Raw genomic sequence first — 14,743 nt, forward strand, 5'->3', positions numbered from 1 at the left:
GAGAGGTTGTATGCCAATAGTCTTCGATATAACTCTAGAATCTATTTATTACCTTGTAAGAATTAATTTTTAAAAAAGGTGATGTTTTTTCGTATTTTATTGATTTTAAATCTAAACTGACAATGAAAAAATTAAAGCTGTTATGTTTATAAACTATTTATATAGAATCAATTTGTTAGCGAAAGGTTGTAGCTTATGTTTAAAGTGCTGTTAGGGATTGTGATGTTTTGTGTTGTGCTATCAGCATCGACTGTTGATGCTGCTGATAGGGATAATACGAAACCTTACTCCGAACAGAGTATTTATGAAAAACCGATGATAGAACGTTACGTACTTGATGAATTGAAATCACTCCGCATGGATCAACAAGATCTCGAACGTCGACTTACGCGTGATATTACTGATAGAGAATTAGCCGTCGCTGATAAATCAATGAATTACGCAAATGTTACGGTAACGTATTTCTTCTATATTATTGCGGCTGTAGCATCATTGATCGCTTTAATTGGTTGGCAATCAATGCGTGAAATAAAAGAAAACACCAAACGGATGGCAGAATCACAATTAAAAGGGATTGCTGATAATTACGAACAGAAATTCAAAGCATTAGAGCGTGACTTAAAGCGTAAAACACGGATTATTAGTGAAAATAATCGCGAGATAGAAAAAATTAATGAAGTACATAACTTGTGGCTTCGTGCTCAAAGTTCACAAACACCTGAGCAAAAAGTAGAAATTTATGACGAAATTTTAAAAGTACGTCCTGGTGATTTAGAAGCATTAACCTATAAAGCTGACGCTACCATGGAAATGCGTGAATTCCATTGGGCATTAAGTATCTGTAATCGAGTATTGGAAGTTGATGATACTAATGCGCATGCTTTATATCAACGCGCCTGTGCTTATGCCTGCTTAGGGGTAGAAGAACAAGCAATCTCAGATTTAGAACGTGCGATTAAAGACAGCATATCATTACGTGAACTTGCCGCCGATGAAGATGATTTTGAAAATTTACGAGGCAATGAACGGTTTGAATTACTATTGATAGCCGTAGAAGATTAAGTGCTGAGTTATGCTTGTAATTACAACTCAACATTGCATTTTTAATGCTAGTAAAAACAACTGAATAAGCATAATTTTATAACTAGAATGAAAATTAAGAGAAATTAATATGACTAACTTTCAGTTTTATACTTATGAATTACCTTGTTTTAATTGCCACACTAAAAAAGTAAAAACCGACCTTGGTTGGTTAACACCGAGTATGAAGGCGGATGTTACCGATCAAATTGAAGTCATGCTGCAACAGCGTGGCAGTGTTTATGAACCTTATTTTACGGTAGAGATTATTTGTTCAGAAGATGAAGCAAAAGATTTTTTACTACTAAATTATTACGATCATTCTGAGTCAGAAATTAATCACGGTAATATTAAGTCAACCGTGATTACAGATATTGAAGATCAAATTTCAGAGCATATGACAGCCGAAGGCGTTGTTGTGTTTAGTCATGAAATAGAGCTACAAAATTGTAATGATTGCTTTCAAGAGAATGATGAATAATTAAAGTAAGGGCAAAATGATGCTGTGGAATGCTTGTGCGGAAAAAACTAAATTAGCACTGGGAAATGGTGATTTATTACCTTTAACCAGCGACGATATTATTTATCAGCAAGAGGGTGTTAACTATATTGTTAATTTACTCACTGATAATATGAAAATAAAGCATTCTCCTGCTGTGTCAGCACAAGATCCTTTTATTGCGCCATATACTCATTGTGATTATATAAAGGATATGGATACGGATTATGTGTGCTTATTGAATCGGTTTCCAATCGTTGTTCCACATCTATTGATTTGCGCTAAAGATTATATTCCTCAAACATCAGTGTTAACATTCGCCGATTTTAATGCGTGGGTGAAAGGCATTACCCGTAGTGATGTACTGGGTTTCTTTAATTCAGGTCATATTGCGGGTTCAAGCCAAATGCATCGTCACATGCAGCTTGTTAGAACATCTATTCCTTTAGAATCTCAGATCATAAATGGACAATTACCCTTTAAGCATGCAGTATTTCTATACAAAGGGTTGAACCCAAACCAGTTATATGCTGATTATTTAGACGCAATGGAATCTCTACAGTTAAATACCACTAAGTTAGTGAATGGTTTAAGTGAATGTTTACCTTATAATATTTTACTCACTGAACGCTGGATGCTGATTATTCCACGGGTTAAAAACCAAGTAGAAACATTATCTGGCCACGGCGTGAACTTTAGCGGTCGTTTTTTAGTCAGTTCTGAGCAGCAATTAGCATGGCTAGAAAACTATGGTTTCATGCGGTTCTTAATTGATTGTGGTTTTGAAGAAAAATAACAGCATAATTGTTTGATATTTAAGCGGTTGAGCAAGAAAGACTTTACAACTGATAAGGTTATTATTACTATAGCGGCCATGGAGAGATGGCTGAGCGGTTGAAAGCACTGGTCTTGAAAACCAGCATACGTTTATAGCGTATCTAGGGTTCAAATCCCTATCTCTCCGCCACACATTAAAAAGCCGCTATTTATTAGCGGCTTTTTTTCGTTTACATAAAAGCGGGTTCAAATCCTCTAATGCCCAAGCAGCTCCGCCACATTTAAGAAAACCGTTAATGAAAATTAACGGTTTTTTTTCGTTCGTATAAAAGTAGGTTTAAATCCTCTAATCCACCAAATTATTCAGCTATATCTAATAGTGACAGCTTTTACAGTGAATACCTAAACGAACCACACGTCATTCCCTACAGTGAGGTTACGAACGAGATAGGGAATCTACTATCAGCATGTCGTAGTGTTATTGGTTGGCTTGATATTAGCTGATTTTTCAGTGATGTCTTTAATGCTCAGATACATGGTAAATAGGTCATGGATAATAGCCCCTCATTTCCAAGATGATAACCCGAGTCATTCTTTGCAGTGATATATGAGTGCGATAAAAAAAGCTGCTAGCAAGGCTAACAGCTTTATTGTTTAACGCTATAACAGGTGACTACTCACAAGAGCTACAAGCTTGCAGTGCGATTTCGTGCTCAAAAGTCACTTGACCTAGTGCCGTTGTGCTTGCCGCAATTTCTTGATCAATTTCTTTAAGATCATCTGCATCAATGCCGTTTGATGTTAATTCATCTTCTGAGTAACCAAACGCATTCAACAATAAGTAGTCACGCGCTTCCTCAGGGCTACAAGTAATGATTGCGATAAGATCATCCCCAAAAGCGGCATCGCCCGTGATGATGGCTGTGATTTGTTGCTGAACACTGTCGTGCATGGCGGGTGTTAACCAACCTAAATCTGCTTCAGCAGTATTTTTACGACAATCAAAGCAAGGAAGGAGCTGAGAATAGCTCTGAAAATGGTTCATGGAAAAGCATCCTGATCACGGTATTAATATTGCTTCGCAAGTTATGCTAATTTACGTTTAATTACTAGCGCAAAAGTGAAATTTTTATTCTGATGTTATCGATAACATTAAATGTAAAAACAAACACAAAATAATCCTGATTCTTTACTTTTTTTTGGTGGAGAGTAATCACATCAAGTCGCCATCATTGAGCGTAATAATGCGGTATTTGATTAATGCCAGAAAGATGAAAACAGATTCAGTTGTTATAGAAGCAATGTGTAGACTAAGATAACAACATATTAAGTAATATCTTTTAGCATCATAGAGATAATATTGTCGTTGATGTAAGACTAAATAGGGACGAACATGAAAAAAATAATCATCGCAGCGGCTATCGTTGTGGCAGTAACAGGCTGTGCTGGAACGCCATCAAACAGTTATACCGTTGATAATGCAGCAGGCGTATCGTCATGGAAACTATGCCGTAATATTGGCTATCATGAGTTCTTTAATCGGACGGCAAAAGCGCAACAATTAACCCATTATGTGCTCAAACGTGGTGATGTTGATCCACAAGCCTGTCAAGCCGCCGCTGCCGAAGGTAAGAAGTTTGCTGAAGCGGAATACAGCAAAACAGGCGGTTATTAATTTTGTCAGATACGCTTACTTACAATATTGTGTGCTAGTTATTTGCTGATATCACTTATAATTTATAAAACACAAACGGTGACTATTTCACCATCTTCTTTTTATTGTAAGTAGGAATTGCGGTTATTATGAAAAAAAGCGCATTGCTTGTTATGTGTGTACTAAGTGCACTATCACTGAGTACCGTTTCAGTGGTAGCCCACGCGAATGATCGGCCAACGACATTACCGAGTGAGCGACCTGGACAGACATGGAATAAAGCGTCTGTGTATAACAAAGGTGACAGCGTGCGTTATGTTGGACGACTGTGGGTTGCTAAATGGTGGACACAGGGTGATCGTCCTAAACGTGATAATGAATCGGGTCCATGGAAATTAGTTCGGCTGATTGGTAACGATAATAATTACGACGATAATAACTACAACGATAATAATTATACTAAACCTAATAGTTTTAAGGTTACGCGTTACCGTGCTGGTGTGAAATACAATGCTGGCGATAAGGTGCGCACCCCGAACGGTAACGTATACCGTTGTCGTGATTGGCCTGCAACACCATGGTGTCAATTGGAAGGATATGCTCCAGGCAAAACCCAGCATTGGCGTGATGCATGGTCACGAGTGCAATAAGATAGATGCTGAGTATCTGCTTTTTTGAGCAGATACTCATTAGTAGCCGTTACTACTTTGATTTAGATGATGTTAGGGGGTAGACATTGACTTTTTCAATACGGTTGTGCTCAATGGCGAGGATCTCAAAACGCCAATGTTGCCAATCAATAATGTCACCATCTTTAGGTAATCCACCTTTGATCCACATTAACATGCCATTTAATGTTTGATAGCCGTTTTGATCTTCATCAGGCAGCTTTTTTAAATCTAATAAATCTTTTACGACAGTAATGGGAATTAAGCCATCAAGATGCCAATGGTTATCATCGATTTTTTGAGACCACATATCAGATGGATCTTGCGTATTAAATTTACCGGTTAAGGCTTCTAATACATCTCGTGGCGTCACAATACCTTGAATATCACCATATTCATCGACGACAAACGCAATTTCTGTTCCTGAATCTTGAAACATATCTAGTAGGTCAGTCCCTGTCCATGTTTCAGGGATGAAGGTAGGTTGAGTAATATAATCAATAATATCTTTGGGATGGTCCTGATTATTATCAAGCTCAAATTGTAATAATTGCTTGGCGGTTATGGTGCCTTTAATGTCATCAATAGTGTGGGTACAAACGGGTAAACAGGAAAAAGGACTTGCGAGTAATTTTTGCTGATAACTTTCAACACTATGGTCAAGATCAAGATAACTAATGGCATTTCGCGGTGTCATCATGGATGAAACTTTACGATCATCAAAATGGAAAACATTACGCACCATGGTATGTTCTTGTTGGTGAATAATACCCGTTTGAGAGCCTTCATTAATAATTGCTTTAATATCTTCTTCTGTTAAGTGGTTACTATTATTAGTACTTTTGCTAAAGATACGCAGAAATAATTCTGTTGAGCCGGCTAATAAGATAATAAAAGGGCGCGATAATAAAGATAAGAAAGCAATCGGGCGAGCTACACGTAAGGCTAAAGGTTCAGCATTAACTTGTGCATAGCGTTTAGGTATTAATTCACCAATAACAATTGAGAAATAGGTGATAATAACCACGGCAATAATGGTTGCTGAGACTGATGCCGTGTGCGCTTGAACACCAAACTTTGTTAGCCATGAAGAAATAGGGCCAGCTAAAGCGGCTTCACCAATAACACCGTTTAGGATACCAATAATGGTAATACCAATTTGAATTGTAGATAAAAAGGTGGTGGGTTTATTGGCTAATTTCAGGGCGGTGATTGCACCGGGATCACCATCATCAGCAAGGACTTGGAGACGGTTTTTTCGTGATGTGACTAGCGCTATTTCTGACATAGCAAACCAGCCATTTAGAATAACTAAAAAGATAAGAACTGCGATACTCATTAAAACTCCTAACAATACAATAGGCGAATTTACGATGAGAATCGATAAAATAAGTCCGCCAAATAGGGTGAATCGCCTACGAGGCCACTTCATTCTTCATTATAACTCGCATGTGAAAAGATAAAATCCACATTTTAGTTAAATAATTTATTAAATTTGAAAAGTATCATGATTGAGTATTGCTACATGATTTAATTTTACCTAGCGTATTAATAGTAAAAAGATAGTCTAAAAATAGACAAATAATAATGAAAATAAAATAGCGAGGATGCAAATGAAAAAATTATGGATAATAAGTGGGTTATTAGTTTCAAGTTCAGTAATGGCATTGTCACAAGAAACAAAGATCGATTGTGATAATGCTTATTCTACGCTTGAAATAAACCAATGTGCGGCTGATAAATTTGATGCAGCTGATCAACAGTTACAGGTTTATTTAACGAAGAGTATTCAACAAAATAGCACTGATAAAGCGCTTGTTGATGCAATACAAACAGCACAAAAGCAATGGTTGCAATATAGACAGGCTGAATGTAATGCGGTGTATACACAGTGGCAACAAGGCACTATTCGTGGCGTGATGACATTATCTTGTAAACTTGCATTAACCCAACAACGGACATTAACGGTTTGGGAAAACTATCTGCGTCCAATGGATAGCAGCGAGGCGGTATTGCCTAAGCCAATAGTTGATGCTAGCTAACTGATTTTCTATTTTAACGTCCTAAATTTTCAGGACGGAGCAAAACAATAAAAAAGGCCTTACAGCATGCTGAAGGCCTTTTTCTCTAACGAATAGCGTATATGGCAGAGGCTAGATTAGACGCCTACTGTCATATGCAGCCCATAAAAAATGCCACGGCTGATAAGTTCAGCGAATAGAATAAAAATCATACTTAACAGCATGGTGAGCAGAGTTGGTCGCGCTTTAATTAGACGAGGAATAAACCAACAAATAATAACAGCAAATAATAATATGATGCGTATAACTTGTAATTGCATTAGGTTAGGAATGATATCCATTGCTGAGCCTAATGCCGATTCTGTGCTATGCAAATCAATAATTTGAGCAATAACAACCACGACATAGATCGCAGCAAAAATAGCTCCAATTAATGGCAATGCGTTATCCATATTTATATCATGGTGTTTAGCGATCGTCAGTAATAAATGACCAAAAATAAATCCTGATAATAAGGTCGTTAATACAAATGCTAACGGTGTGTACAGGGTATCCCATGTTGGTACTGTACTAATTAAATACACCATGATCATTGAATAGATAAAGCTGATACCCACTAGCATGCCCAGCACTAAGATCACTTTACGCAGTGCGACAGGTCCTAGTTTTAATAGCGCTAATAGCCAATAACTTCCCCCTAAGGCAAAGAATAGGCTGCCTGTGAAGATTTCATTTGATAACCATGAGCTTCCCACTTGATTTAAGGCATTAAACGCCCGTAATGGACTACCAAGGTGCATGGTCGATGCCATAAACCCAAGCCCCATTAATACCCAAATGAAAAACATCGCTTTGTGCAAGCGATCGCTAACCTCTGTGGTTAGGGTATTACGTAAAATAACGATCCCACACAAACAGGATCAAGACCTTGCTCTACACGTTCAAAACAGCCATCACATTTTGTCATATGACCTTTGGCTTCGTTGTATTGTGGTGAGTGCCAACAAATCTGCCCAACAAAAGCATTGTCATCATCAATCGCGGATACTGAATATCGACCAGTATTTGGCGCTGGTTGTCTTAATCGTGTATCAGGACAATGTCAAACGTGTGTTGAGCAGTGCCCACAACAAGCATTAACTATTCATGATAATCAACAACCACAATTAGATAGCCGCCTTTGTAATGGCTGTGGATTATGTCGAGCGAGTTGTTATATTGGCGCGGTGACATTGGGGTTAGTAGGGTAAATGTAGAGATCAAAGTGTGATGTTGCTCTCTTTATGCTGGTGTTTTTCTTATATTATTTACATATATTTTTGTTGTTCATCACTTTCTTCACGATCTCTTCACGCTTGCGGTTATAAAGTTACTCCAACGAAAGAGCTTTGGATGCTTATAACACCATGAACAATAAATTATTATTACCGTTAGCTTTATTATGTTCACCTGTATTTGCTGGGCCGTATGTTGGTCTTGAAGTTGGTGCTGCATCAATTAACCATGATTTTAGCACTCACTTTGTTGCCGATGCTAAAACTGTAACGCCAAGTAATTCATCGACAACGTTTGGTGGCTTTGTGGGCTATCGTAGTAATAATATCGGTATTGAGTTGGGTTATAAGCAGTTTGAATTAGAAGGCTCAACCAGTCAGCATTTTCCAATCACAAATAGTTTTACTCACGAAAGAGAGTGGGAAGCTGATATTAATGTTAAACAGTTTATTGTTAAACCTGTTTATTTTTATGCACTGACTGAAAAAGTACAATTAAAAGCAGGCGCTGGTATTACTTATACACAATATGATTATTCATCATCGTCTCAAGATGAATATGAGAATGTATTAAATGATGATCTTGAATTTAATAAGCCACGCTTAGGTGGTGAAAGCAAAAATAAGAGTGAATTTGGTGTAATTGCAAGTATTGGTATTGATTATAACGTTTACCGTAATATCAATATTGGTGCGGCAATGGAGTACTATGTCGACAGTACTGCAAATGGCGGTAACGTGACAGTTAATACGACCTATTTTTTCTAATACGCAATAAAACTAATTATTTGTGAGTACGTATATTTAACGTTTACTCAATGATCTATATTTGCTTTATATTAAGAAGTGATTAAATAATGAAAAAATCAATTTTACTGGTTACGTTACTAGCGGCAATGACATCAACGGCTGCATTTGCTAATAACCAAGTTGTTAATCAAGGTGTTCAATCACAACAACAAGGTTTCTCTGGTCCTACACATGGCATTAATACGGTTAAAGGTGTTGTTGATGCTGGTGTGTTTAGTGATGAAAAGCCAGTGACATTAACGGGTTATATTACATCATCACTAGGTGGTGAGCAGTATACGTTTACCGATGGTAGCGGTACGATAACCGTTGAAATTGATCATGATAAGTGGTTCGGTCTACAAGCTACGCCAAACACAAAAATCACTATTCAAGGTGAAATTGATAAAGAGCTTAACCATACTCAAATTGATGTTGATCATGTACGTTTAGCACAATAATTAATAATATTTTTAATAGAGAGCCTAGTCTTTAATTAGACTAGGCTTTTTTTGTTATTTAACACATCAGATGGTGAAAAAAGTGCATGATAGGATCAAGATAATTTTGAAATAAAATTAATGAAATCAATCCACCAATAACAACCCAAATAAGCCCAAAGCGGAAACTAATTATAGTACAAACAATAGCAGCTAATAATTTAGGATTCTCAAGATTAAAAGCAAAATTAGAACCTTTACCTAAAATTTCAACAGCAATAATAGCCGGTAATACAGTGACAGGAACAAAGCGTAATGTCTTTTTGAATCGCTCTGACATATTAAATCGACCTGCCATACCAATCACAGCAAAACGAATAATAAATGTTGCGGCAATCATCGCTAATGATAAATACAGAACATAATCATTATCTAAGGCAATATGTGCGTGAGTATGCATGGTTATGATCCTTGTTATTTATTAATAGTGGTCGTTGATGACAGAGTTTGTTGGTATTGCTGCTCATCAGCTAATTCTTGCAGAATAACTTTTTTTGCTTCTGCTTTGGTTTCTGCTTCCATTTTCTCTGTTGATATATCCATTTTATAACCTGCGTAAACACCAATAATTGCCGCAATAACAAGTCCTAATGAATAAGGTAAGCCTGATAATAAAATACCAGTGACCGTTGCAATAACAGCGGCAACAATACATTCGCGCTTTTTAACTTGTGGAATAACTATCGCAATAAAGGCTGCAACCATCGCAAAATCTAAACCGTAATCAGCAATATGTGGGAATGAAGAACCAATCATTGCACCACAGAAATCTGCAACTACCCAGTTAACCCAAAAACCAAACATTGCCGCTAAATAAAACCACTGACGACCCGGCTTTTCTAATTTCATCTCACCAATAGTTGCGGCATACACCTCATCGGTTAAACCATATGACATCAGTATTCGTGTTGGCATGTTGTATTCTTTTACATATTCAGATAATGAAGCGCTATAAAGAATGTGGCGTAAATTAATAACAAACGTAGTGACGAAGATAACAATAATCTCGGTTGATGATTGAACCAAACCAAGCGCTACCATTTGTGCTGATCCGGCAAAAACCGTTAATGACCATAGTGTACTTTGAAGAATAGACATACCGGCATTAATACTGATAGCGCCCACAATGAAGGAGAAAGGAAATGCTCCTACGCAAAGAGGAAAGATAGCTTTTAGTCCTGCTTGTATTAATTGTTTCTTCATGAGCGGCCTACTTTAATTAGTGTATCTAATTCAAAAATAATTGCAAAAAACAAATCTACGGTGTTTTTTGTCATTTTGTTTTGTGCAAATATATTTGATTTAAATGGTTTTTGCAACGCGAGTTGTAAGTGGTTATACGCCATTTTGTGACTGTCTTTAGTTATTTAAAATAAAAAGAATAACTTAATCCTTGATTGGTAACGAATAAGTGCTATTTATTTAAAAGTGGAACCTGTTATTTCAATATTAAGTGCAAATAAAATTGCATAATTTAAAGTTTAAAGGTTAAACTAAATTTGAATTTTAAATAGAAAGAGATAAAAAACATGTCAAAAGTAATCACTTCAAAAAAAGCACCTGACGCAATTGGTCCTTATTCTCACGGTAATGCATTTGGTGAGTTGATTTTCACATCAGGTCAACTACCTGTATGTAAAGAGAAAGGTGGCATTGTTGATGGTGGTGTTGCTGAGCAATCTCGTCAATCTCTAGAAAATTTACGTTCCGTAATAGAAGCTGGTGGCGGTGATATGAATACGGTTGTTAAAACCACATGTTACCTAGCAAATATTAGTGATTTTGCTGCTTTTAATGAAGTTTATGCACAATTCTTCACAACAGAATGTCCAGCACGTAGCTGCTTTGCTGTTAAAGACTTACCAATGGGTGCATTGGTTGAAATTGAAGCAATTGCATACCGTAAGTAATTTACTCATAAATAATAACTAAAATAATTAGTACCACTAAGGGTCATCAATATGAATACACAATGGAAGCAATACAAAAAAATCATTAATACTGTAGTTAAACCAGCATTTGGCTGTACTGAGCCTATCTCAGCAGCCTATGCCTCAGCTGTTGTTGCTCAATTATTGGGTCAAGAGGTTGAAGAATTAACGGTTAAGGTTTCAGACAACTTATTTAAGAACTCAATGGGTGTGTTTGTTCCTGGTACAGGTAAGATTGGTTTGTCAATTGCTTCTGCTGTAGGTGCTATCGGTGGTAACCCTGAAGGTGGTCTTGAAGTTTTAGTTAACATTACAGCTGAAGATGTCGAGAAAGCACAACAACTTATTGATGCCGGTAAGGTGGCTGTAGGTCGTAAAGATGTTGAAGAATTTATTTATTGTTATGCAGAAGCGAAAGCGGGCGATAATATCGCAACGGTTGAAATTAGCGGTGGTCATACGCAAATTATCAAAAAAACGCTAAACGGTGAGATTGTTTATGATACGACAGCTTTAAACGGCTGTGAGCAACAGCAAAAATCCACCGCTTCTGTATGTGATGATATCGATATCTCTATTGCGGGTATTTATAAGTTTGCAACAGAAGCCAATTTTGCAGATATTGAATTTATTCTACAAGCACGTGAACTCACGGTTGCACTTTCTAATGAAGGTTTGAATAATAAATACGGTCTACAAGTGGGTCGCACCTATCAAAAAAATATCGAAAATGGGGTATTAGGAGCTTGTCTTGCTAATCGTGCTGTAATGTGTTCAGCAGCAGCATCTGATGCGCGTATGGGTGGAGCAACACTACCTGCGATGAGTAACTATGGTAGTGGTAACCAAGGTATTTGTGCATCTATGCCAGTAATTGTTTTTGCTGAACATTGTCACTCTACCGATGAACAACTTGCTCGCGCACTTATCATGAGTCACTTAGGTGCAATCTACATGAAGTCTTTTTATCCGCCATTATCACCATTTTGTGGTTGTGCGGTAACAAGTTCAGCTGCATCAATGGCGATGACATATCTGCAAGGTGGCTCATTTGAGAAAATCTGTTTTGCAATTCAAAATACGCTGAGTGATACCACGGGTATGTTCTGTGATGGTGCTAAATCAACGTGCGCAATGAAAGTGAAGAGTTCAACCAGTTCTGCTGTAATGAGCTCATTAATGGCGATTGATAACCATGAAGCCCATGATCAAGGCATTGTTGCTAATGACGTTGAAACAACTATCCGTAATGTTGGTCGTATGGTGACGGAAGGAATGGCAAATACCGATAGAACCATTATTAAAATTATGTCAGCATAATTACTGCGACTTAACCGCCTAATCTATATTCATCTATAAACAAGATGACAGTAGAAGGCGGTTTTTTTGTATCTATAACTTAACCACTTCAAATAGGCTTATGAATGTTATTAAGAAAATTGACGCCAAGTGATTATCATATTCTTCATGCGATTTAAAAGACAGTGCGCAGATTGCAGCTCAAGGGTTGAGCATCTCTATACATACCGTTTATCGATATTTGCGTGAATTACGCCATCATGGACATGGAGAATTACATTAACAGGGTGAATATAATAAAAAGCCGCAGCATGATAGTGAATGCTGCGGCTTTTTATTATCGTTATCTAGCTATTAGCTATTAGGCATATTTGAGTTGCTTATTACGATAAACAATGGCGGCAATCGCAGGTAGGCTAAAGATAATAAACCCAGAAATTAATGCAATTGCAGCGGTACTTTTGTTAATGCTAGATGGAACATCAAAAGAAACAAAAATAGTGACAAAACAACTAATTAATCCAAGAGTTGAAGCAATAACCATTCCTATTTTTCCACCTGGTACGCGGAAAGGGCGCTCAATATTGTGATGCTTACGACGTGATGCTAAGAAACTGATGAAGATACAGATGTACATCACCATATAAAGCTGAGTCATTAGAATGTTCAGTAACCACATGCCTTGGTTGACGTTAGGTACTAATATAAAGACTAATGATAATAAGCTTACGATAGCCCCTTGCAGAAGTAATAATGGTACTGGTGCTTTATTGCGATTTTCTTTTGATAAGCGAAGAGGTAGAAACTTATCTTTAGCAGCAACGTGTAAACTTTTGGTTGGTGCAATAATCCAATTATTTAAGCTGGCAAGGCTACCAAAAACAATAGCAAGTGCAATTACAGGCAGTAAGAATGGCAGATTCATATCTTCAAAGAAGGTTTTAAATGCCAGAATAATGCCTTCACTTAAACTTGAATTATTGTGTGAAACTACTGCTGCGATAGACAATGAACAGGCAGTCAGTGACAGTAAAATCATGATTGTCGAAATTAAGAGTGCTTTCGGATAAGCTTTTTGTGGATTCCTAACTTCATTTGCGTAGGCAGTCGTAATTTCAATGCCTGTTAATGATAAAACAACGGCAGTAAAACTTGCACCAATACCGCTTTGTGAAAAGTCGGGTAGCCAATCTGAAACATGACGTAATGATATATGTGATGCTGCTGGGTTGGTATATGTCCAATAGCCGCCTAATGCAATAATTAGCAAAATAGGGAAGATAAGACCAATCATACCAAAGACATTAGTGATCAGTGATGATAGACGTAAGCCAAAGATATTCACTAAGGTTAACGCCCAAAAGATGACATTTATCATCACTAACATGAAAATATTATTTTCTGCTAGATGTGGGAAAAATGGGTAAGTACCTGTCGCAACAATAAATGAGATCAGCGGTGGATAATAGACAATATTTTCAGCATATTGATACCACACAGTCACAAAACCAAAGTTATGACCTAATGTTTCTTTACCCCAAAGGTAAACTCCACCTTGTTTAGGGTAAGTTGTACTCATTTCTGCACAGACTAATGCTGTCGGCACGAAGAAACATAAACCCGCCAGCATGAAAAAAGAAATAGCATGGCTACCAAAGAGTGCTGCTCCCGGTAAGTTACGGATACTATCTACCGAGGTTATCGTGATCATTATAATCGAGAAAACGCTTAACTTTGCAGCAGATTTTGCGATATCGCCCATTAAAGGCCCTCTGGTTAAATCCGCAAAATGTGTTGTAAAACAGCAATCAATGCGGTGTACAAAAAGAAAAAGAGCAGCATTTTAGAGCCTGTAGCCTATATGGGTATATAGGCAAAAATGATATGTTTATTATCAAAAATGGTAATAAGGACTCAGTATAGTAAATGATAGGTATTTTTATTATATTTTCTGATTAAAAATGAGAATGTCAGTACTTTAACGTAAAGAATTATAAGAGAATTTAGTTATTATTTTGATGGAATTTAAATATGGTATTAACGGTTAATATTGATAATGCATGTTGTTTAAATCATCATAGTAAAATGAGTAATTAATCATTTTTATTTATCTGAGTAATTATTTGCTCACAAAGTAAACAGTACAGGCCATATGATTAAATAAATGATTAATTATACGGAGTATGGATAGGCATCGTAATGGATAAACGATGCAGTGGGCGACCAAGTATTAATGCTACCGAGGCGTTTT

17 protein-coding genes, 1 tRNA gene and 2 pseudogenes are annotated in these 14,743 nt (G+C 36.9%); 13 read left to right on the plus strand and 7 right to left on the minus strand.

Features of this window, described 5'->3' with window-relative positions:
* The first annotated feature begins 222 nt into the window (after positions 1–222).
* The 4 genes from BTO21_RS03685 to BTO21_RS03700 all read left to right on the plus strand — a co-directional run bounded on the left by BTO21_RS03685 (position 223) and on the right by BTO21_RS03700 (position 2,546).
* A complete protein-coding gene (locus BTO21_RS03685) occupies positions 223–1,062 on the plus strand; it encodes a TPR end-of-group domain-containing protein (RefSeq protein ID WP_412760184.1) in 840 nt (279 codons plus the stop codon).
* A gap of 109 nt (positions 1,063–1,171) precedes the next feature.
* Entirely contained in the window at positions 1,172–1,561 is a 390-nt protein-coding gene (locus BTO21_RS03690) for a hypothetical protein (protein WP_045026456.1), read from the plus strand.
* 16 nt (positions 1,562–1,577) lie between these two features.
* Positions 1,578–2,375, plus strand: a complete 798-nt coding sequence (locus BTO21_RS03695) for an ATP adenylyltransferase family protein (RefSeq protein WP_232573538.1) — start codon at positions 1,578–1,580, stop codon at positions 2,373–2,375.
* A gap of 80 nt (positions 2,376–2,455) precedes the next feature.
* Positions 2,456–2,546: transfer RNA gene (locus tag BTO21_RS03700), tRNA-Ser, on the plus strand.
* Between the two features lie 483 nt (positions 2,547–3,029).
* Here BTO21_RS03700 and BTO21_RS03705 read toward each other — a convergent pair.
* Positions 3,030–3,401: a hypothetical protein gene (locus BTO21_RS03705; protein ID WP_045026455.1), complete on the minus strand. Its 372-nt coding sequence runs from the start codon at positions 3,399–3,401 to the stop codon at positions 3,030–3,032.
* Positions 3,402–3,749: 348 nt separating this feature from the next.
* Between BTO21_RS03705 and BTO21_RS03710 the strand changes: the two genes are divergently transcribed.
* Both BTO21_RS03710 and BTO21_RS03715 read left to right on the plus strand, forming a co-directional pair.
* Positions 3,750–4,031: a lipoprotein gene (locus BTO21_RS03710; RefSeq protein ID WP_045026453.1), complete on the plus strand. Its 282-nt coding sequence runs from the start codon at positions 3,750–3,752 to the stop codon at positions 4,029–4,031.
* Between the two features lie 128 nt (positions 4,032–4,159).
* Entirely contained in the window at positions 4,160–4,660 is a 501-nt protein-coding gene (locus BTO21_RS03715; protein ID WP_045026452.1) for a carbohydrate-binding protein, read from the plus strand.
* 52 nt (positions 4,661–4,712) lie between these two features.
* On the opposite strand, the gene BTO21_RS03720 is transcribed toward BTO21_RS03715, so the two are convergent.
* On the minus strand, positions 4,713–6,017 hold the full coding sequence (locus BTO21_RS03720; RefSeq protein ID WP_045026450.1) for a hemolysin family protein: 1,305 nt from the start codon (positions 6,015–6,017) through the stop codon (positions 4,713–4,715).
* Between the two features lie 274 nt (positions 6,018–6,291).
* Here BTO21_RS03720 and BTO21_RS03725 point away from each other — a divergent pair, with 274 nt between their 5' ends.
* Positions 6,292–6,720: a lysozyme inhibitor LprI family protein gene (locus tag BTO21_RS03725; RefSeq protein ID WP_045026448.1), complete on the plus strand. Its 429-nt coding sequence runs from the start codon at positions 6,292–6,294 to the stop codon at positions 6,718–6,720.
* Positions 6,721–6,836: 116 nt separating this feature from the next.
* Here BTO21_RS03725 and BTO21_RS03730 read toward each other — a convergent pair whose 3' ends face one another.
* Together BTO21_RS03730 and BTO21_RS20215 are read right to left on the minus strand one after the other, a co-directional pair.
* Positions 6,837–7,613 (minus strand): dimethyl sulfoxide reductase anchor subunit family protein, encoded by a 777-nt coding sequence (locus BTO21_RS03730; RefSeq protein WP_052672576.1) that lies wholly within the window; start codon positions 7,611–7,613, stop codon positions 6,837–6,839.
* Positions 7,601–7,696, minus strand: a pseudogene (locus BTO21_RS20215) (4Fe-4S dicluster domain-containing protein); the annotation flags it as partial. The pseudogene BTO21_RS20215 and the gene BTO21_RS03730, both read right to left, overlap by 13 nt.
* A 28-nt stretch (positions 7,697–7,724) precedes the next feature.
* Between BTO21_RS20215 and BTO21_RS03740 the strand changes: the two are divergent.
* The 3 genes from BTO21_RS03740 to BTO21_RS03750 all read left to right on the plus strand — a co-directional run bounded on the left by BTO21_RS03740 (position 7,725) and on the right by BTO21_RS03750 (position 9,223).
* Entirely contained in the window at positions 7,725–7,949 is a 225-nt protein-coding gene (locus BTO21_RS03740; RefSeq protein ID WP_338091006.1) for a 4Fe-4S dicluster domain-containing protein, read from the plus strand.
* A 156-nt stretch (positions 7,950–8,105) separates the two neighbouring features.
* Positions 8,106–8,741 carry an AcfA family outer membrane beta-barrel protein gene (locus BTO21_RS03745; protein WP_045026445.1) on the plus strand — a complete coding sequence of 212 codons (636 nt, stop codon included), beginning with the start codon at positions 8,106–8,108 and terminating at the stop codon, positions 8,739–8,741.
* Positions 8,742–8,830: 89 nt separating this feature from the next.
* Positions 8,831–9,223: a YgiW/YdeI family stress tolerance OB fold protein gene (locus BTO21_RS03750; RefSeq protein WP_045026444.1), complete on the plus strand. Its 393-nt coding sequence runs from the start codon at positions 8,831–8,833 to the stop codon at positions 9,221–9,223.
* A 58-nt stretch (positions 9,224–9,281) separates the two neighbouring features.
* Here BTO21_RS03750 and BTO21_RS03755 read toward each other — a convergent pair whose 3' ends face one another.
* Positions 9,282–9,662, minus strand: a complete 381-nt coding sequence (locus BTO21_RS03755) for an AzlD domain-containing protein (protein ID WP_045026442.1) — start codon at positions 9,660–9,662, stop codon at positions 9,282–9,284.
* A gap of 14 nt (positions 9,663–9,676) precedes the next feature.
* A complete protein-coding gene (locus BTO21_RS03760; RefSeq protein WP_045026440.1) occupies positions 9,677–10,465 on the minus strand; it encodes an AzlC family ABC transporter permease in 789 nt (262 codons plus the stop codon).
* A 326-nt stretch (positions 10,466–10,791) separates the two neighbouring features.
* Here BTO21_RS03760 and BTO21_RS03765 point away from each other — a divergent pair, with 326 nt between their 5' ends.
* The 3 genes and pseudogenes from BTO21_RS03765 to BTO21_RS20440 form a co-directional block, all read left to right on the plus strand.
* On the plus strand, positions 10,792–11,172 hold the full coding sequence (locus BTO21_RS03765) for a RidA family protein (RefSeq protein ID WP_045026439.1): 381 nt from the start codon (positions 10,792–10,794) through the stop codon (positions 11,170–11,172).
* A 51-nt stretch (positions 11,173–11,223) separates the two neighbouring features.
* A complete protein-coding gene (locus BTO21_RS03770; protein WP_045026437.1) occupies positions 11,224–12,513 on the plus strand; it encodes an L-cysteine desulfidase family protein in 1,290 nt (429 codons plus the stop codon).
* 160 nt (positions 12,514–12,673) lie between these two features.
* Positions 12,674–12,775: pseudogene (locus BTO21_RS20440) on the plus strand (hypothetical protein); the annotation flags it as partial.
* A gap of 78 nt (positions 12,776–12,853) precedes the next feature.
* On the opposite strand, the gene BTO21_RS03775 reads toward BTO21_RS20440, so the two are convergent.
* Entirely contained in the window at positions 12,854–14,254 is a 1,401-nt protein-coding gene (locus BTO21_RS03775) for an APC family permease (protein WP_045026435.1), read from the minus strand.
* Between the last annotated feature and the right edge of the window lie 489 nt (positions 14,255–14,743).

This window comes from Photobacterium phosphoreum (genome assembly GCF_002954725.1).
In the GTDB taxonomy this organism is placed as follows: Bacteria; Pseudomonadota; Gammaproteobacteria; order Enterobacterales; family Vibrionaceae; genus Photobacterium; species Photobacterium phosphoreum.